Raw genomic sequence first — 19286 nt, forward strand, 5'->3', positions numbered from 1 at the left:
AGCTTTTATTGTAGAGGAAAAAAATGAAAAAACAATTTGAATTGATTGCGACAGCGGCTGCTGGTTTAGAAGCAGTTGTTGGTCGTGAGATTCGTAACCTTGGTTATGATTGTCAGGTGGAAAATGGACGTGTTCGATTTGTAGGAGATGTAAAATCTATCATCGAGACCAATCTTTGGTTGCGTTCGGCTGATAGAGTTAAAATTGTTGTCGGGCAATTTCCAGCAAAAACCTTTGAAGAATTGTTTCAAGGGGTCTTTGGGCTAGATTGGGAGCATTACTTGCCGCTAGGCTGTAAATTTCCCATATCAAAGGCTAAATGTGTCAAGTCTGCCTTACACAATGAACCCAGTGTGCAAGCCATTTCTAAGAAGGCTGTTGTTAGGAAATTGCAGAAGCATTTTTCGCGTCCAGAAGGTGTCCCTTTGCAAGAAGTTGGTGCAGAGTTTAGGATAGAAGTATCTATTTTAAAGGATGTAGCAACGGTCATGATGGATACGACAGGTTCAAGTTTGTTCAAACGCGGCTACCGAGTGGAAAAAGGCGGAGCTCCGATTAAAGAAAACATGGCAGCAGCAATTTTGCAACTGTCTAACTGGTATCCTGACAAACCGTTTATTGATCCCACTTGTGGTTCAGGAACTTTTTGCATTGAGGCAGCCATGTTGGCAAAAAATATTGCCCCCGGATTGCAGCGCAGCTTTGCTTTTGAAGAATGGCCGTGGGTTGATTCCCAGTTGGTAGCAGAGTTACGAAAAGAAGCACAGACCATGATTAAGACGGACTTGGTGTTGGATATTGCTGGATCTGATATTGATGCTCGCATGATTGAGATTGCTAAGAAAAATGCTCTTGCAGCAGGAGTTGATCAAGATATTGTCTTCAAACAGATGCGGGTTCAAGATTTGCGAACAGATAAGATAAATGGTGTTATTGTTTCTAATCCCCCTTACGGGGAGCGTTTGTTGGATGATGAAGCGATCGTTGCTTTATATCGAGAAATGGGACAAACATTTGAACCACTTAAGACCTGGTCCAAGTTTATCCTAACAAGTGACGAACAGTTTGAGACTCGCTTTGGATGCCAAGCTGATAAGAAACGGAAATTATATAACGGTACCTTGAGAGTCGATCTTTATCAATTCTTTGGACAACGTGTCAAGCGTCAAACACCAGAAGTACAAGCATAGGAGGACTATTGTGGCAGAAAGTAAAAAGCAACTTCCTTTGGATGAGGAAAAAGTTTTAGATTTTGAAGTAGCAAAAGATTTGACGATCGGAGAGGCAGTCAAAAAACATAAGGAAATTGAAGCTGGTGTAACAGAAGATGATAGTCTTTTAGACCGTTATATCAAGCAGCACCGTGAAGAGATTGAATCGCAAAAGTTTGAAACCAAGGCCAACCATTTACCTTTGATTGAGACAATGGCGGATGAAGAATCAAGTCTTTCTGAAGAGTTGACTGAGGAACTCGTTTCTGCAAATGAGGAAGTCAATCCGGTTGTAGAAGAGCTTTCCGAGGCATCATTGGAAACTTTGGAGGAAACAGTAGTTGCTAGTGTAGTTGCAATGGACGAATTAACCACTTTTTCGGATTCTTCTGATGGAGAACTAGAAGAAGAGGTTTCTTGGGAACAGGAGGAGACGGCAGAGGAAGAACGCAAGAAAAAAGTTTACTTCTGGTCTGCGGCAAGTCTTCTATTTGTGGGTGTAGTAGCTACTGCTTTTATGTGGATGAACTCTGTAAATAAATTAACAACGACTGGCACATCAACCAGCTCAACTAGCACCAGTCAGACTTCATCAAGTGTATCAAGTTCCTCAGACACTAATAGAACAGCTTTTGAGCAACTCTATAAGAGCTTCTTTACAGATAGCAGTCTTGCAAAATTAAAGAACTCAGAATTTGGTAAGCTCGCAGAATTAAAGACTTTATTGGACAAAATAGATAAAAATTCTGATAGCTACAAAAAAGCAAAGGAGCAGTATGATCGTCTTGAAAAAGCAATTGCTGCTATTCAAGCTATCAATACTCAGTTTGATAAAGAAGTGATTGTGAACGGTGAAATTGATACGACGGCTACTGCTAAAGCTGGAGCTAACTTTTCTGCGACAACGACAGGAATTAGTTCAGTAGATAGTTTATTGACCTCGGTTGTGAATTTTGGGCGTTCACAGCTGGAAAAAGCTTCAGCTACGGTAGCAAGTAGTCAAAGCGTCAATACAGGAGAATCTACAAGTGTTCCAGCGACAACAGGCGGAACCAGTGTAGCGGAGAACTCTGCGGTAGCTGCGGCAGGTACGGTATCACATTTTGGCATTCCAACTCCGGCAGGTGTAGCCTTGCAGCGTGATCGCAGTCGTGTACCCTACAATCAGGCCTTGATTGATGATGCAGCCAACGATGCTTGGGTATTTGGCTCAGGAATACTTGAAAATATCCTTGCTATTTCACAGCAGCGTGGCTACATCACTGGTCATCAGTATATCTTAGAAAAAGTCAATATTATCAATGGCAATGGTTACTACAATATGTTCAAACCTGACGGTACTTACCTGTTTTCTATCAACTGCAAGACAGGCTACTTTGTAGGAAATGGTGCGGGTTACTCAGATGCATTAGACTATTGAGAATCATAACCACCTGTCAAGTAGATGGTTTGAACAAGGGCTATAAGCCCATATTACCAGAGCTTGGGACAATCGTCCAATCTCATATATAAAAAGCGAACAAGCCAAGATTCTGATTGTCAGAAAACTAGTTTTGTTCGTTTTTTTCTTCAATTATCGATCTAAAGGTCTTGATAATTAAGATTTTCAAAAATGAAAATCTTTTTGTCCCAGACTCTTTCACTTTGTTCAAGCCTTATCGCTCTTGAGTTGTCACAAACCTCTTAAAGAGGTATTCACATTACTTACCATTATCCCTAAGGGGATCTTTATACTCTTTCACACTCAGCTTGTCGAGTGCAATGTCATTTTTTTCTGTTCTTGAATGTATTTTTGATAGTGGCTTCGTTAAGTCCTACCGGGCTTACGTAGTACCCTTCTGCCTAAAAATGGTGATCGCCAAATTTGTACTTGAGATTGGTGTGTTTATTGAACATCATAAGAGCATTCTTACTCTTTAGATATCCCATGAGACTTGAAACACTAATTCTTGGCAGAATACTTACCAACATGTGTACGTGGTCGGGCATGAGATGACCTTCTATGACATCAACTCTCTTGTAACTACATAGTCTGTGGAATATCTCACCTAAGCTACTTCGATATTGATTATAAATGATTTTTCATCTATACTTGGGGTGAACATAATGTAATGTTTACAACTCCACTTTGTGTGCGATAAACTATGTGTCTTTTGTGCCATATTTTTCTCCTTTTGCTTTACAATTGGCTTGAACTCCTTTATTGTGACGCGTTTGGAGATTTTTTGTATAACATCCAATGCACACCCGCATAGCGGTGGTTTATTGTTTCGCACCTACGGAGTGAAACGGACTAAAATCACATAAAATAAAAAAACGGCTCTTGCCGCTTCAGAACGTAGACAAATCCTTAAATATAACTTTGGGAAACCTACGATAATGTTGTTCATCTTCCAGCTTTTAGAAACGCTATTATTTCGACGTTTCTGGGAGTTTTTGCTGTTGGCTGTAAAGAAAAAGATTGAAGACTTTGACCAAAATGAACTTTCTCTTTAACCTGAAGTGGTAAGAGCCGCTTTTTGTCTTGCATGATGCTATTCTTTAAAACTAAATTGGTTTTCTTTCAAAAGCATCTGTCGAAATTCCCTGAGCTAAAATCAATTTTGCCCATTCTTTGGCTGAATGAAGACTATGGTCTTTGTAATTTCCGCATGATTCGATAGTTGTTCCGGGGACATCTTCCCAAGTGATACCTTCTGCGATTTCTTCTAAACTTGATTTAATAGCTTGAGCAATGTCACGAGAATCTTGTTTTCCCCACATAATCATGTGAAAGCCTGTTCGACAACCGAATGGAGAACAATCAATTAGCCCATCAGTGCGCTGGCGAATGAGTTTGGCTAATAGGTGTTCAATAGTATGTAAACCAGCAGTATCCATAGCATTTTCATTAGGTTGAATGAGACGAATATCAAAGTTCGTGATAGTGTCTCCTTTTGGTCCCATTTCCTCGGAAATCAGGCGAACATACGGGGCTTTAACACTGGTGTGGTCCAGTTCAAAACTTTCCACAGTGACTTCTTTTTTCATAGCTTCCTCCAATATTGTGATGAACTTATTATATCATATTTGTCAATTTGGAATTGAGAAATCATTTCAAATATGGTAAAATGAATATAGATTTTGTGAAAAATCGAATGATGAAAAAGAGGTAGAAATATGAATATCATTACAGCAGTAGTGACCCTTGTTTCTGCTCTCGCTGGTTTAGTATTAGGTTACTTTGCCATTTCTTTGAAGATGAAGTCTGCAAAAGAAACTGCAGAATTGACCCTTTTAAATGCAGAACAAGAAGCTAGTAATGTTCGTGGTCGAGCGGAGGAACAAGCTGAGGTTATTTTAAAGACAGCCGAGCGTGACCGCCAGACTTTGAAAAAAGAATTACTCTTGGAAGCTAAAGAAGAAGCTCGTAAATACCGAGAAGAAATTGCAGAAGAATTTAAGTCAGAACGTCAAGAGTTGAAACAAATTGAATCACGCTTGACAGAGCGTGCCACTAATTTGGATCGCAAGGACGATAATTTGACCAACAAGGAAAAGACTTTAGAACAAAAGGAACAAAGTCTATCCGACAAATCTAAACACATTGATGAGCGTGAGCAGGAAGTTGCTAAGTTAGAAGAGCAAAAAGCTCAAGAATTAGAACGTGTTGCAGCCCTTAGCCAGGAAGAGGCCAAAGAAATCATCTTGGCAGATACACGAGATAAGCTAACACACGAAATTGCAACCCGTATCAAGGAAGCTGAGCGAGAAGTCAAAGAGCGATCTGATAAGATGGCTAAAGATTTACTAGCTCAAGCTATGCAACGGATTTCAGGTGAATATGTAGCAGAGCAGACAGTTACCTCTGTTCATTTACCAGATGATGCCATGAAGGGACGAATCATTGGACGTGAAGGGCGTAATATTAGAACTTTTGAGAGTTTGACTGGTATTGATGTTATCATTGATGACACACCAGAAGTGGTCGTACTTTCCGGTTTTGATCCGATTCGTCGTGAGATTGCTCGAGTGACTATGGAGACCCTTCTTCAGGACGGTCGGATTCACCCCGCTCGTATCGAAGAGTTGGTTGAGAAACATCGTGTGGAGATGGATAGTCGTATTCGTGAGTACGGAGAGGCAGCAGCTTATGAGGTCGGTGCCCCAAATCTTCACCCAGATTTAATCAAGATTATGGGACGGCTACATTTCCGTACCTCTTATGGACAAAACGTTCTGCGTCACTCTATTGAAGTTGCTAAATTGGCAGGTATTTTAGCGGCAGAGTTGGGTGAAAATGTCAACTTGGCTCGTCGTGCCGGTTTCTTACACGATGTTGGTAAGGCACTTGACCGAGAAGTGGATGGAAGCCACGTTGAGATTGGAACAGAATTAGCTAAGAAGTATAAGGAAAATCCAGTTGTTATCAATGCTATTGCAAGTCATCACGGTGATGTAGAAGCAACAAGTACGATCGCAGTAATCGTAGCAGCAGCGGATGCCCTAAGTGCAGCTCGTCCGGGATCTCGTCGTGAGTCTATGGAAGCATACATCAAACGCCTACAAGACTTAGAAGAAATAGCTAATAGTTTTGAGGGGATTAAGCAATCCTATGCAATCCAAGCTGGTCGTGAAATTCGTATTATCGTTCATCCAAATAAGATTAGCGATGATCAAATCACCATCTTAGCCCACGATGTACGTGAAAAAATCGAAAGCAATTTAGATTATCCAGGAAATATCAAAATCACAGTTATTCGTGAAACAAGAGCAACAGACGTTGCCAAATAAAGCAAAGGAGTCCAGAGGGCTCTTTTTTCGATTAACCTATGATAGAAAATATTCGCACCATATCCAAAATCAGTTGAAATTCGTGCTAAATTTTGGTACACTAGGATGAAAGATTTTAAAGGAGATATCATGCAAGAGCGAGGCTTACTTATCGTCTTTTCCGGACCGTCGGGAGTTGGGAAAGGAACTGTTCGAAAGGAAATTTTTGAAAGCTCTGATAATAAATTTGAATATTCTGTATCCATGACTACACGTCCACAGAGACCGGGAGAAGTTGATGGAGTAGATTATTTTTTCCGTAGTCGTGAAGAGTTTGAGGATTTGATTCGCCAAGGCCAGATGTTGGAATACGCTGAGTATGTTGGGAACTATTATGGCACACCCTTAACCTACGTAAATGAAACGCTAGATAAAGGGATTGATGTTTTCTTGGAAATTGAAGTACAAGGTGCTCTTCAAGTTAAGAAAAAAGTTCCGGACGGAGTTTTTATTTTCTTAACGCCACCAGACTTAGAGGAGTTGCAGGAGCGTCTAGTGGGACGCGGAACGGACAGTGAAGAAGTGATTTGCCAGCGGATTGAACGTGCTAAGGAGGAAATAGCCTTGATGCGTGAATATGATTACGCAGTGGTCAATGATGAAGTACCATTAGCCGCTGAGCGTGTCAAACGGATTATTGAAGCCGAACACTTTCGCGTAGATCGAGTAATTGGTAGATATAATGAAATTATTAGTTAACTAATAATTGTTGCAGTTGCACAAGTTGCTATTGCTACCTATAACTGTCGTGAAAAGTGGCAATATGTAAAATAAAAATATCCATTGGTCTTTGAACAACCAACGGATAAAATAAAAAAATCTTACTTAGATTGGCAAGTCAATCTGAGTAGGTACTACCTTTTCAAACGAAGCCATTATAACAAATTTAGCTAATCTGGTTAAGAGTGATAATTCTTGAACAGATATATAGAACGATAAAAAGAAAGAAGAGAGAAACTCACATGATGTTAAAACCATCTATTGATACTTTGTTGGACAGGGTACCATCCAAGTACTCCTTGGTTATTCTTGAGGCAAAACGTGCCCACGAATTGGAAGCAGGAGCGAATCCTACTCAGGAATTTACCTCTGTAAAGTCAACCCTTCGAGCCCTAGAAGAGATTGAGTCTGGCAATGTGGTTATCCACCCAGATCCAGAGGCTAAGCGTGAAGCTGTACGTCGCCGTGCAGAAGAAGCAAAGCGCTTGGCAGAAGAAGAAGAGCGTAAAATTAAGGCGCAAATCGCTAAGGAAAAAGAAGAAGGTGAAAAAATTTAAGATTAAAACTCGGTTGGCCTACCATCCGGGTTTCTTTTCACTTTTTGGTATGTAATAGAAATAAAAAATCCGATACTATTGTAAATGAGAACACATATCATTTTGAATGTTACAAAGAGTATAGGAGGATTGAAAGGAGGTCGTATGTTAGCTCAGGTCATCGTAGATGTCCCCTTGATGCAGACAGATCAAGCCTATTCCTATCTTGTTCCTAAAGAATTAGAAAATGGCATCCTAGTTGGTGTTCGTGTCCATGTCCCCTTTGGAAGGGGAAATCGTTTGATCCAAGGGATTGTGGTTGATTTAACAGAGGGAGATACTCAACCACCTCAGGCAGGCTTGAAGGCCATTGCAGAGGTTTTAGATTATAGCCCTGTCCTTAATCGTGAACAATTTTGGCTGGCTGACCAGATGAGGAAATCGGTTTTTTCCTATAAGGTTACTCTTTTAAAATCCATGTTACCTAGCCTGCTCAATTCCACTTATGAAAAATTGCTTCGTCCGGGACCAGGATTGGAAACAGCAGAGCTAAACAAACTCTTCAGGGGAAGCACCCAGATTCGATTTTCTGATTTAGACTTGGGAGAGCAGGGGAAAATCATGCGTTTGGCTCAGTCTGGAAAGGTGTTAGTTGATTATGTTGCTAAAGATAAAAAGCAAATCAAGACTGAAAAATGGTACCGTGTTTGCTTGGAAAAACTAACAGCTGCAGAGATTGGTAACCGAGCCAAGAAACGCCAGCAGTTGAAGGAGTTTTTATTAGCCAACCCCGAACAGCAGCCTCTCTCAAGCTTAAAAGCAGATTATTCAGCAGACACGCTTCGCTATTTTCAAGAAAATGGCTACCTAGAAGTTTGGGAGGTGGAAGTTTCTCGAACTCAAGGAGTGTTTGATAGGGTAGAGAAAACGCAGGCTTTAATGTTAAATGCAGAGCAGGCAATTGCAGTAAGAGAGATTGTCTCTTCGCTTGGTCAAGAAAGCCAGACCTATCTCTTACAGGGGGTTACGGGTTCTGGGAAAACGGAAGTGTATTTACAAGTGATCGATAAGGTGTTGCAGATGGGAAAAACAGCGATCATGTTGGTTCCTGAGATTTCTTTGACACCTCAGGTGACCAATCGCTTTATTTCTCGTTTTGGTCAACAGGTAGCTATTCTCCACTCCGGCTTATCGGATGGTGAGAAATATGATGAGTGGCGAAAGATTGAAAGAGGAGATGCTCAGGTTGTTGTTGGAGCGAGATCGGCTATTTTTGCTCCCTTAACCAATCTGGGGGTTATCATCATTGACGAAGAGCATGAGGTGACTTATAAACAAGATAGCAATCCTCGCTATCACGCGAGAGATGTGGCAAGATTGCGAGCGGACTATAATCAAGCAACTCTTGTTTTAGGATCGGCTACTCCAAGTCTTGAATCACGGGCTAGAGCAAGTCGTGGAGTGTATGGTAGATTAACCCTTAATCGGAGAGCTAATCCCTTAGCGACCATACCTGAAGTTCAGGTTGTGGATTTTCGTGATTATATCGGTCAGCAGGAAGCCAGCAATTTTACCCCGATTATGATTGACAAGATAAAGGAAAGATTGGCGCGAAATGAGCAAGTCGTTCTCATGTTGAATCGGAGGGGATACTCCTCCTTTGTGATGTGCCGAGATTGTGGCAGTGTTGATCAATGCCCGAATTGTGATATTTCTCTTACTCTGCATATGGATACACGAACGATGAACTGCCATTACTGTGGTTTTCAAAAAGGAATTCCCCAAGTCTGTCCAAATTGTCAAAGTTCATCTATCCGTTATTATGGAACGGGAACGCAAAAGGCATACGATGAATTGCAGGAGCTTTTGCCTCAAGCGCGGATTTTGAGGATGGATGTAGATACAACGAAGAAAAAAGGTGCTCATGAGGATTTGCTAGATCGGTTTGGACGAGGAGAAGCAGATATTCTACTAGGAACCCAAATGATTGCCAAAGGGCTAGACTTTCCAAATGTAACTTTGGTAGGGGTTCTAAATGCTGATACGGCCCTCAATCTGCCAGATTTTCGCTCTTCGGAACGTACTTTCCAGTTATTGACCCAAGTAGCAGGACGAGCAGGGCGCGCAGATAAGAAAGGGGAGGTTCTGATCCAGACCTATAATCCCAACCACTATGCCATTGTGTTTGCTCAACAGCAAGATTATGAAGGTTTTTATCGATATGAAATGGGAATCAGAAAAAATCTTGGCTATCCACCTTATTATTTTACTGTTGGCTTGACTTTTTCACACAAGTCCGAGGAATTTGTGGTGAAAAAAGCTTATGAAGCAGTAGCCTTTCTCAAAGAGCAGTTGACGGAAGCTATCCAGATTTTGGGACCAACTCCAAAACCAATCGCCAGAACCCATAATCTCTATCACTATCAGATTATCCTCAAGTACCGTAGGGAAGAACATTTGGAAGTTGTTCTCAACCAGATTCTGGATTGGGCACAGGATCGGGATAATCAGGCTTTGCGACTAATTATTGATCATGAACCGCAGAACATGATGTGAGGTCTCTATGACCTTGCATTTTTTATTAGATTGACTACAATTCTAATAATTGGTAACCCGAAAGAGCTTATTGGGAGTTGAAAAGTAAGATGGAAATTGTGTCAAAAGTTGCTAGCAAGGGCAATATTTCTTCTAACTTAAACTTATCTGATAAGGCGAGGTTAGTCGATTTAATTCTTGAAGGTGGATGTGAGGAAGTACCTTTACAGTTATCTCATGGTGGTAGGAGGAGATTTACTGGAATAATAAAAGATAAACCGAATAGATATAAAATGATAGTTCGCAATTCTGTACCAAGCTGTGCTTGCCTAATTCGATCTTTATTTTTCTATTTTTTGATTTTCATCGGGATGTGTAAGTAAGCAACCTTGAATTAAGGCAAACATAAGTAAAAATGATATAATTAAAAGATAATGTAGTCAGAAATAACCGTGGAATGTAAAGGAGATGAGAAAGCAAGTATGACAAAGTTGATTTTTATGGGGACACCAGATTTTTCAGCGACAGTTTTAAAAGGTATGTTGTCTGATGAAAGATATGAAATTCTAGCGGTTGTGACTCAGCCAGATCGTGCGGTTGGGCGCAAAAAGCTTATTCAAATGACACCAGTGAAGGAAGTCGCTTTGGCCTACAATCTCCCAGTCTATCAGCCAGAAAAATTATCTGGTAGCCAAGAGATGGCTGATTTGATGGATTTAGGAGCAGATGGTATTGTAACTGCTGCTTTCGGTCAATTCTTACCGACCAAATTGTTGGCTTCTGTCGACTTTGCAGTTAATGTCCATGCTTCCCTTCTTCCCAAATACCGCGGCGGTGCTCCGATTCATTACGCCCTCATCAATGGTGATGAACGTGCTGGTGTGACGATTATGGAAATGGTGAAGGAGATGGATGCTGGGGATATGATTTCAAGCGACAGCATTGCCGTTGAAGAAACCGACAATGTTGGTAGCCTATTTGAAAAATTAGCCGTTGTTGGTCGTGATTTATTGTTGAAAACTTTACCGGATTATATTGCTGGTAACATTCAGCCAGTCGCTCAAAATCCAGAAGAAGTAACCTTCTCACCTAATATTCAACCAGAAGAAGAAATCCTTGATTGGAATAAGACTGCTCGTCAACTCTTCAATCACATTCGTGGCATGTACCCTTGGCCTGTGGCTCATACTTATTGGCAGGGAGAGCGTTTTAAAATTCAAGAAGCTATCGCAGTAGAGGGTTCAGGACCGGTTGGTCATGTAATTGCTCGGACTAAGAAAGAACTTATAGTTGCAGCAGGTCAAGGAGCGATTTCCTTGAAGACCGTTCAGCCAGCAGGCAAGCCAAAGATGACAATAGCGGATTTTTTAAATGGAGCTGGGCGAGATATTGTAGTAGGAGATCAATTTGGTGACAAGTAAGCAAGAAACTGCTAGAAAGTTAGCCTTATCAGTGCTCGAACAGGTATTTGATCAGGGAGCTTATTCCAATATCGCCCTTCATAAAGTTTTGGAAGGCTGCCATCTGTCAGTACCAGACAAGGCACTCGTTACAGAGTTGGTCTATGGAACGGTATCACATAAGATTACTCTGGAATGGTACCTGGCTCATTTTATTGAAGATAGAGAGAAGTTAGACTCTTGGGTCTACTATCTCCTTATGCTTAGCCTTTATCAGATGGTTTATTTGGATAAATTACCTGTCCATGCTGTGGTGAATGAGGCTGTTACGATTGCTAAAAGAGGCAGAGGGACAGATAAGTATGTCAATGCAATCTTGCGCAAAATCAGTCAAACAGCTCTGCCAAAACCAGCGACTATTAAGCGAAAGAACAAACGTTTATCCGTTCAGTATTCCCTTCCGGTTTGGTTGGTTCAAACCTTGATAACAGAATATGGTGTTGAGCGAGCCGAACACATTTTCCAAAGTTTGCAGGTTCGCAATAAAGCTAGCGTTCGTGTGACCGCTCCCGAACAATTAGAAACCTTGGCAGCGAAATTGGAAGCGACCCTTTCACTCCTTTCTCCGGTTGGTCTGGTGAAATCACATGGTCACTTTGCTGGTACTGATTACTTTAAAACTGGGCTTTTGACAATTCAAGATGAGACCAGCCAATTGGTAGCGCCAACCTTAAAAGTTGAAGGGACTGAGATTATTTTGGATGCTTGTGCAGCTCCTGGAGGTAAGACTTGCCATATCGCATCACAGTTGACTAGTGGCAAAGTCGTTGCATTAGATTTGTATGACCATAAACTTTCCTTGATTGAAGAAAATGCCCATCGTTTGGGAGTGGCAAATAAGATTGAAACCAAGCGTTTGGATGCTAGCCGAGTTCATGAAGTGTTTGCTGCTGATACTTTTGATAAAATCTTGGTTGATGCTCCATGTTCAGGTATCGGTTTGATACGTCGTAAACCAGATATTCGCTATAACAAGGCAGCAATAGATTTTGATTCTTTAAAACAGATTCAGCTTCAAATACTGGATAGCGTTTGCCAAAGCCTGAAAATAGGTGGTATAATAACCTATAGTACCTGTACAATCATTGCAAAGGAAAATCAAGAGGTCGTTCAAGAGTTTTTACGAGCCCATCCGAATTTTGAGCAAGTGATACTTGAGCATCCACAAGCAAATATTATGGTGGATGGCTGCTTATTGATTACACCAGAGTTATATGAGACAGATGGATTTTTCATCGGTCAATTTAGACGAAAATCCTAGAATAAGAGGAGGAAGTTGCTTAGCAACGATAAAAATTATGGAAATTGCATTACTTACTGACGTTGGGCAAAAACGTTCAAACAACCAAGATTACATCAGTCGTTATAAAAACCGAGCGGGAATTGATTTAGTGGTGTTGGCAGATGGATTAGGTGGCCACCGTGCAGGTCATATTGCCAGTGAAATGGCCGCTACAGATATGGGGGCAGCCTGGGTTGATACACAGTTGGTTACCTTGAGTGATGTTCGTGAGTGGTTGATTACCATCATTGATGAGGAAAATCAAAAAATTCATTCTTTAGGACTAACAGATGAATACAAAGGGATGGGAACAACGCTTGAGGCAGTTGTTGTCATTGATAATCAAATGATTTATGCTCATATTGGAGATTCACGAGTTGGTTTGATTCGCGATGGGGAATATACATGTTTGACCAACGATCACTCATTGGTCGGAGCCTTGGTTCGAGCTGGTCAGCTTACAGAAGAAGAAGCTCAACGCCATCCCCAAAAAAACTTTGTGACACAATCTATTGGACAAGCTGAACCGATTGAACCAGACATTGCTTTGAAAACTCTTGAGGTTGGCGACTATGTCTTGATTAACAGTGATGGTCTAACCAATATGGTATCCATAGAAGATATTCGTGACATTATATTGAGTGAAGTTTCTCTTGAAAGCAAGGCAGAAACTCTCGTACGTTTCGCTAATAATGCAGGAGGTTTGGATAATATTACAGTAGGTCTGCTTCATATTACAGAGGAGGCTAGGTAATGATTCAAATCGGTAAGATCTTTGCTGGGCGCTATCGGATTGTCCGGCAAATTGGTCGAGGCGGTATGGCGGATGTTTATCTGGCTAGAGATTTGATTTTGGATGGTGAAGAAGTGGCGGTTAAGGTACTTCGCACTAACTATCAGACGGATCAAATTGCTATCCAGCGCTTCCAGCGTGAGGCGCGTGCCATGGCGGAGCTTGACCATCCCAATATTGTTCGTATTTCAGATATTGGTGAAGAAGATGGTCAGCAATACCTTGCAATGGAGTACGTCAACGGTCTCGATTTAAAACGCTATATCAAGGAAAATGCACCACTATCAAATGATGTGGCAGTACGAATCGTAGGACAAATTCTTCTTGCTATGCGGATAGCTCATACACGGGGAATTGTTCACAGGGATTTGAAACCTCAAAATGTTCTTTTGACATCAAACGGTGTGGCTAAGGTAACGGACTTTGGTATCGCAGTAGCTTTTGCAGAAACAAGCCTGACACAGACAAATTCTATGTTAGGATCTGTTCACTACCTTTCGCCAGAACAGGCACGTGGTTCAAAAGCGACCATTCAAAGCGATATTTACGCTATGGGGATTATTCTCTTTGAAATGTTGACTGGTCGAATTCCTTACGATGGAGATAGTGCTGTTACGATTGCATTGCAACATTTTCAAAAGCCATTACCATCTGTTAGAGAAGAAAATGCGAATGTGCCACAAGCATTAGAAAATGTAGTTCTGAAGGCAACTGCTAAAAAGTTGAATGAACGCTATAAATCTGTTGCGGAAATGTATGCAGACTTAGCTTCAGCCTTGTCTGTGGAACGTCGCAATGAACCGCGGGTTGAGTTGGAGGGCAATAAGGTTGACACAAAGACCTTGCCTAAACTTTCTCAGGCAAATGTAGATACTAAGTCTCCTATGGCGAATGATTCTGTTCAAAATGTAGCGACAGATAAATCTGTTGGAAAGAAAGAGGGGATTAAAAAGCCAACCAAGTCTGCTTCTAAGCCTAGACCAGGTATGCGCACACGTTATAAGGTTCTAATAGGAGCTATTCTTTTGACTGCATTGGCAGCAGGGTTGATGTTTTTCAATACACCTAAAACAGTTATAGTCCCAGATGTAGCAGGCCAAACGGTTGAAAAAGCCACTGAGATGATTGAAGTGGCAGGATTAGAAGTCGGAAATGTCATCAAGGAAACGACCAAAGAAGTGGGTGAAGGTTTAGTTATACGGACATCACCAGCAGCAAAAACCACCAAACGTCAAGGGAGCAAAGTGGATATTGTGGTAGCGATAGCTGCCTTGGTCACTATTCCGGATGTTAGTAATAAATCAGCGGACCTTGCTCGTCAAGAATTGGAAGCTTTAGGTTTCCAAGTGAGTGTCAAAGAGGAGTATAGTGATAAGGTTGCTCAAGGATTAGTAATAAAGACAAGTCCTGAAGCGAATAGTTCTGCTGAACAAGGAGGCAAGGTTGTTCTTTCTGTTTCCAAAGGTGTAGCACCCCAACTAGTGCCTGATGTCGTTGGAAAAACGCAAGAAAATGCCACCCAGATTCTTCAGACAGCAGGTTTTTCTATTGGAACGATTACCAAGGAGCATCATCCTTCAATTGAAGCGGGACATGTCATCAGTACAGATCCTGTTGCGAATACGGAATTAACCAAAGGTTCACCGGTCAATATCGTAGTTTCTAAAGGAAAAGAGCTAATCATGCCTGACTTGGTCTCTGGGAATTACACCTATTCACAAGCTCGTAGACAATTACAGGCTCTGGGTGTTAACATAGAAAATATTGAAAGGCAAGAAGATAGAAGCTATTACTCAACCACCAGTGATATTGTAATTGGACAATATCCGGCTGCTGGAGCAGTTATTGATGGAACGGTTACTCTGTATGTTTCTGTTGCTGCGAGTGGAACAAACAGCAACTCCTCTACGGGGACACCATCTAGTACCAGTACTTCAACTAGTGGAACGAGTAATGGACAGTAGCAATAAAAGAGGTTGGACGATTCAAGTCCAGCCTTTTTACTAACAGGCAAGTTGTAAATCTGGAGAAGAAGTTCGTCAAGGCAAATAGGCTAATCTAATTTTTACTGTTGAAAAATAGAAGTTTTTCTCTGCTTTTTTCCAACTCTGGATGGAGGCCTTTTTACTAAAATTTGTTACAATAGTTATAGAAAGGATGGAGGACATGAGGAAGGTTCAATTTTTTCTACTAATAGAGAGCATGATTTTTACGATGGCAGCATTTGATGTGGTCGCCAATGAAGCCAGTCGGACCCTGCTACTTTTCTCAGCCTTATTACTGCTAATCTGGTATTTTGGGGGAAGGAGACAACATAGTGTTCTATTGGCTAGCTCTCTGTCCTTAATATTCTTGGTTTTTGTTTTGAACCCCTTCTTCATCATAGGGATTATGTTGCTGGTTGTCTATATGTTAATTAACTTTTTCTCGCGTTATGAAAAGAAAAACCAGTACACCCATATCGTGTTCAGCGATTATCCGTTACAAGTCCAAAAGGAAAAAAATAGATGGTTTGGGAATCACGATCATTCGCAGGACAGGTTTGGCTTTGAAGACATCAATATAGTTCACTTATTTGGAAATGATGTTGTTGATTTGGATAAAACTGTCTTAGTTGGACGAGATAATATCGTTGTCATTCGTAAAACCTTTGGTAGGACAAAAATTATCGTTCCGATTGATGTAGAAGTCTCGCTGTCTGCCACCAGTATTTATGGACGGGTAAATTTTCTAGGAGATTCGCAATGGGATTTGCGAAATGAAAGCATAGCAGTCAATACTGCAGACTATCAAGAAGCACATAAACGGGTGAAGGTTGTTACCAACAGCATCCTAGGGGATGTGGAGGTGATCCGCGTATGAGAAAACGGACGTACCTACTCTTAGCTTGGTTTGCTAGCTTGATTGTTTTTGTTGTCATTGCTTCCATTCTTCCGCTCTTGAATTATTCCCTTTTAGATATAAAATTATGGATTTCAACAGAGCAATTGATTTTCACTTTGATTCTCTTAGTGATTGTTTTGACATTATTTTTAGCAGTTGTCGTGCAAACCGTCAGTTTAATTTCAACTCAAGTTATGAGAGCCAAGATACAGGCTATATTGAAGAATAAAAGTATTCGTACCGATACCGAACATGATCAACTGCTACTCCAATTATCTGATAAGGTAAGAAATCTGACTCGACAAGTGCAGTTAGTAGACAATCAAGATTTGGTTAAGAAAGAGGAAATCGTTGAAGGTGAGCGAAAACGAATTGCCAGAGATTTACACGATACTGTCAGTCAAGAATTATTTGCAACCAGTATGATTTTATCTGGTCTCTCAACCAATCTCATGGCTCTTCCACAGGAAACCCTACAAGAACAATTGATTTTGGTAAAAGATATGATTGAGTCTGCCCAGAGGGATTTGCGTATCCTCCTCCTCCATCTTCGGCCAAGTGAACTTGAAGGAAAGACACTGGTTGAGGGCTTTGAGTTGATTTTACGTGAAGTGAGTGACAAGAGCAATGTTATTGTTCACTTCCAACATGAAGTGGAAGAGCTACCAAAATTAATTGAAGAACATCTTTTTCGCATTGCTCAGGAGATTATTAGCAATACCTTGCGGCATGCTAAAGCCAAACATTTAGATGTATATTTGATTCAAAAAGAAACCGAGCTACAGTTGAAAATGACAGACGATGGAGTTGGTTTCCAGCAAGAAATGGATGAAGAATTAAGTTATGGTCTACAAAATATCCGAGAGAGGGTTGAGGATATGGCAGGGACCATTAGCATCCGCACAGCACCAAATAAGGGGGTAGCAATTGATATTCGCATCCCACTATTGAAAGGAAAAGAAGATGAAGACGATTCGAGTGATGTTGGTTGATGATCATGAAATGGTTCGCTTAGGCTTAAAAAGCTATTTAAATTTACAGGCCGATGTTGATGTTGTAGCGGAAGCTAGCGATGGAGAGGAAGGTTTGAATAGAGCCTTGGAGGTCAAACCGGATGTTGTGGTGATGGATTTGGTCATGCCAAAGATGACGGGGGTAGAAGCAACCTTGGCCCTACTAAAAGAATGGCCTCAGGCGCAGATTCTCATTTTGACTTCTTATCTGGATAATGAAAAGATTTATCCAGTCCTTGAAGCTGGAGCGCGTGGTTATATGCTAAAAACTTCCAGTGCAGATGAAATTTTAGCAGCCATTCGGAAAGTTGCGCAGGGAGAATTTGCCATCGAAACAGAAGTAGAGAAAAAGGTGGAATACCACAAACACCATCCTGAGTTACATGATGATTTGACAGTGCGTGAGCGGGAAATTTTGACACTCCTAGCCAAGGGATATGATAACCAACGCATTGCAGATGAGTCCTTTATCTCGTTGAAAACAGTCAAAACCCACGTTTCAAATATTCTCTCTAAACTCGCAGTTAGTGACCGGACTCAGGCAGTAGTTTATGCCTTTCAACATGGCTTGGTGGCACAAGACGATCAATAATGGTATAATGGACAATGGTTAATTTTTGACAAAGGATTATTGGGGGATATGGACGCAAAACTAAAGTATAAAGCTAAAAAAATTAAGATTGTCTTTTTTGATATTGATGATACCTTACGTGTTAAGCATACGGGATATATCCCTGCCTCTATTCAGCAAGTTTTTAAATCTTTGAAAGACAGGGGGATTTTGACAGGGATTGCGTCAGGGCGTACACCTTATGGTTTGGTTCCTGAAATTAAGGCGCTTCACCCCGATTATTTTGTCATGATCAATGGCTCCTACGTAGAAGATGCTAAAAGTAAGGTAGTCTACCATCGACCGATGCCTCAGAACTTGGTAGAAGCAGTCTTAAACTGGGCCCAAGGTATTGGGATAGAGTATGGTATGCTTGGTAGTCAGAAAGGGACTCTTTCGGCACGAACCGATCGGATCAACCAAGTGATTGATCTCATTTATGAAGGATTAGAAATAGCACCGGATTTTTATAGAGAAAATGACATCTATCAATTATTGACATTTGAACGGGATGGAGAAGAAGTTGAACTTCCAGAAGCATTGCAGGCAGATTTACGTAGTGTTCGCTGGGATGCCATTTCGTCAGATATTGTTTTAAAAGACTCCTCGAAAGCAACCGGTGTAGCCAAGATTGTTGAAAAACTTGGTTTAAAACCTGAAAATGTTCTCGTATTCGGAGATGGGCTCAACGATATTGAGCTATTCGATTATGCTGGAATCAGCATCGCTATGGGACATTCTCATCCAGAATTGCAAAAACATGCAGATTACATCACAAAAAAAGTAGAAGAAGATGGCATTTTTGATGCCTTGGAGAAATTAGGTATGGCAGAAAAAGAAAAGTATTTTCCACAATTAGACTTAGCAAACGTTGATGGACCAGTAGCTCATATTAGAACCAATCATGGGACAATGACCCTAAAGCTATTTCCAGAAATTGCTCCAAAGACGGTAGCGAATTTTATTGCTCTTTCTAAAGATGGTTACTATGACGGGATTATTTTTCACCGTATTATTAAAGATTTTATGATCCAAGGTGGAGACCCAACTGGAACTGGTATGGGCGGTGAATCTATCTATGGTTCGGCTTTTGAAGATGAATTTTCAATGGAAGCCTTCAATCTCCGCGGTGCTTTGTCAATGGCTAATGCAGGCCCTAATACCAATGGAAGCCAATTTTTCATTGTTCAAAATCAAAACTTCCCCTACAACGCAAAGGAATTAGAACGTGGTGGATGGCCAAAAGAAATTGCGGCAGTCTATGCTGAAAATGGTGGTACTCCACATCTAGACCAACGTCATACCGTATTTGGTCATCTAGCAGATGAAGCCTCCTTTGCTGTATTGGATACAATTGCGGCAGTTGATACCAATTCTGCTGACCGTCCGAATGAAGATGTTGTGATTGAAACAATTGAAATAGAGGATTAA

15 protein-coding genes and 1 pseudogene are annotated in these 19286 nt (G+C 41.0%); 14 read left to right on the top strand and 2 right to left on the bottom strand.

The features are described from left to right. The first annotated feature begins 23 nt into the window (after nucleotides 1-23). Nucleotides 24-1190, top strand: coding sequence for a THUMP domain-containing class I SAM-dependent RNA methyltransferase (locus SR187_RS01930; protein ID WP_120171345.1), 1167 nt, complete (start codon nucleotides 24-26; stop codon nucleotides 1188-1190). 10 nt (nucleotides 1191-1200) lie between these two features. Further along, the gene (locus tag SR187_RS01935; protein ID WP_231996443.1) at nucleotides 1201-2631 is read left to right on the top strand and encodes a cell division site-positioning protein MapZ family protein; all 1431 of its coding nucleotides are present in this window, start codon (nucleotides 1201-1203) and stop codon (nucleotides 2629-2631) included. Between the two features lie 280 nt (nucleotides 2632-2911). On the opposite strand, the pseudogene tnpA reads toward SR187_RS01935, so the two are convergent. Beyond that, nucleotides 2912-3373 (bottom strand): annotated as a pseudogene (gene tnpA / locus SR187_RS01940) (IS200/IS605 family transposase). 385 nt (nucleotides 3374-3758) lie between these two features. Next, nucleotides 3759-4241 carry an S-ribosylhomocysteine lyase gene (locus SR187_RS01945; protein WP_024532784.1) on the bottom strand — a complete coding sequence of 161 codons (483 nt, stop codon included), beginning with the start codon at nucleotides 4239-4241 and terminating at the stop codon, nucleotides 3759-3761. A 129-nt stretch (nucleotides 4242-4370) separates the two neighbouring features. On the opposite strand from SR187_RS01945, the gene SR187_RS01950 reads away from it, so the two are divergent. From SR187_RS01950 to SR187_RS02005, 12 genes are all read left to right on the top strand, one after another. Next, the gene (locus SR187_RS01950) at nucleotides 4371-5984 is read left to right on the top strand and encodes a ribonuclease Y (RefSeq protein WP_024532783.1); all 1614 of its coding nucleotides are present in this window, start codon (nucleotides 4371-4373) and stop codon (nucleotides 5982-5984) included. Nucleotides 5985-6113: 129 nt separating this feature from the next. Then, on the top strand, nucleotides 6114-6722 hold the full coding sequence (gene gmk, locus SR187_RS01955; protein ID WP_029751435.1) for a guanylate kinase: 609 nt from the start codon (nucleotides 6114-6116) through the stop codon (nucleotides 6720-6722). Nucleotides 6723-6985: 263 nt separating this feature from the next. Further along, nucleotides 6986-7300, top strand: coding sequence for a DNA-directed RNA polymerase subunit omega (gene rpoZ, locus SR187_RS01960; protein ID WP_024532782.1), 315 nt, complete (start codon nucleotides 6986-6988; stop codon nucleotides 7298-7300). A 144-nt stretch (nucleotides 7301-7444) separates the two neighbouring features. Beyond that, a complete protein-coding gene (locus SR187_RS01965; RefSeq protein WP_120171346.1) occupies nucleotides 7445-9835 on the top strand; it encodes a primosomal protein N' in 2391 nt (796 codons plus the stop codon). Nucleotides 9836-10296: 461 nt separating this feature from the next. Further along, nucleotides 10297-11235 carry a methionyl-tRNA formyltransferase gene (fmt, locus tag SR187_RS01970; protein ID WP_120171347.1) on the top strand — a complete coding sequence of 313 codons (939 nt, stop codon included), beginning with the start codon at nucleotides 10297-10299 and terminating at the stop codon, nucleotides 11233-11235. Continuing rightward, nucleotides 11222-12535: a 16S rRNA (cytosine(967)-C(5))-methyltransferase RsmB gene (gene rsmB / locus SR187_RS01975; protein ID WP_120171348.1), complete on the top strand. Its 1314-nt coding sequence runs from the start codon at nucleotides 11222-11224 to the stop codon at nucleotides 12533-12535. Before fmt ends, rsmB begins: the two co-directional genes overlap by 14 nt. 37 nt (nucleotides 12536-12572) lie before the next feature. After that, nucleotides 12573-13310 (top strand): Stp1/IreP family PP2C-type Ser/Thr phosphatase, encoded by a 738-nt coding sequence (locus SR187_RS01980; RefSeq protein ID WP_120171349.1) that lies wholly within the window; start codon nucleotides 12573-12575, stop codon nucleotides 13308-13310. Beyond that, nucleotides 13310-15313, top strand: coding sequence for a Stk1 family PASTA domain-containing Ser/Thr kinase (gene pknB / locus SR187_RS01985; protein ID WP_024532776.1), 2004 nt, complete (start codon nucleotides 13310-13312; stop codon nucleotides 15311-15313). Before SR187_RS01980 ends, pknB begins: the two co-directional genes overlap by 1 nt. A gap of 202 nt (nucleotides 15314-15515) precedes the next feature. Continuing rightward, nucleotides 15516-16211 carry a cell wall-active antibiotics response protein LiaF gene (liaF, locus tag SR187_RS01990; protein WP_120172453.1) on the top strand — a complete coding sequence of 232 codons (696 nt, stop codon included), beginning with the start codon at nucleotides 15516-15518 and terminating at the stop codon, nucleotides 16209-16211. Further along, nucleotides 16208-17224, top strand: a complete 1017-nt coding sequence (locus SR187_RS01995) for an envelope stress sensor histidine kinase LiaS (RefSeq protein ID WP_120171350.1) — start codon at nucleotides 16208-16210, stop codon at nucleotides 17222-17224. The genes liaF and SR187_RS01995 overlap by 4 nt, the downstream gene beginning before the upstream one ends. Then, nucleotides 17196-17837: a response regulator transcription factor gene (locus SR187_RS02000; RefSeq protein ID WP_120171351.1), complete on the top strand. Its 642-nt coding sequence runs from the start codon at nucleotides 17196-17198 to the stop codon at nucleotides 17835-17837. Before SR187_RS01995 ends, SR187_RS02000 begins: the two co-directional genes overlap by 29 nt. Nucleotides 17838-17885: 48 nt before the next feature. Next, on the top strand, nucleotides 17886-19286 hold the full coding sequence (locus tag SR187_RS02005) for a bifunctional Cof-type HAD-IIB family hydrolase/peptidylprolyl isomerase (protein ID WP_120171352.1): 1401 nt from the start codon (nucleotides 17886-17888) through the stop codon (nucleotides 19284-19286).

Source organism: Streptococcus ruminantium, from assembly GCF_003609975.1.
GTDB classification, from domain to species: domain Bacteria; phylum Bacillota; class Bacilli; order Lactobacillales; family Streptococcaceae; genus Streptococcus; species Streptococcus ruminantium.

Bases quoted from the DNA above. Each gene is read 5' to 3' on its own strand.
- SR187_RS01980 (WP_120171349.1), top strand. From the start codon at position 12,573: ATGGAAATTGCATTACTTACTGACGTTGGGCAAAAACGTTCAAACAAC.
- pknB (WP_024532776.1), top strand. From the start codon at position 13,310: ATGATTCAAATCGGTAAGATCTTTGCTGGGCGCTATCGGATTGTCCGG.
- SR187_RS02005 (WP_120171352.1), top strand. From the start codon at position 17,886: ATGGACGCAAAACTAAAGTATAAAGCTAAAAAAATTAAGATTGTCTTT.
- SR187_RS01965 (WP_120171346.1), top strand. From the start codon at position 7,445: ATGTTAGCTCAGGTCATCGTAGATGTCCCCTTGATGCAGACAGATCAA.
- rpoZ (WP_024532782.1), top strand. From the start codon at position 6,986: ATGATGTTAAAACCATCTATTGATACTTTGTTGGACAGGGTACCATCC.
- SR187_RS02000 (WP_120171351.1), top strand. From the start codon at position 17,196: ATGAAGACGATTCGAGTGATGTTGGTTGATGATCATGAAATGGTTCGC.
- SR187_RS01930 (WP_120171345.1), top strand. From the start codon at position 24: ATGAAAAAACAATTTGAATTGATTGCGACAGCGGCTGCTGGTTTAGAA.
- fmt (WP_120171347.1), top strand. From the start codon at position 10,297: ATGACAAAGTTGATTTTTATGGGGACACCAGATTTTTCAGCGACAGTT.
- gmk (WP_029751435.1), top strand. From the start codon at position 6,114: ATGCAAGAGCGAGGCTTACTTATCGTCTTTTCCGGACCGTCGGGAGTT.
- SR187_RS01995 (WP_120171350.1), top strand. From the start codon at position 16,208: ATGAGAAAACGGACGTACCTACTCTTAGCTTGGTTTGCTAGCTTGATT.
- liaF (WP_120172453.1), top strand. From the start codon at position 15,516: ATGAGGAAGGTTCAATTTTTTCTACTAATAGAGAGCATGATTTTTACG.
- SR187_RS01950 (WP_024532783.1), top strand. From the start codon at position 4,371: ATGAATATCATTACAGCAGTAGTGACCCTTGTTTCTGCTCTCGCTGGT.
- SR187_RS01945 (WP_024532784.1), bottom strand. From the start codon at position 4,241: ATGAAAAAAGAAGTCACTGTGGAAAGTTTTGAACTGGACCACACCAGT.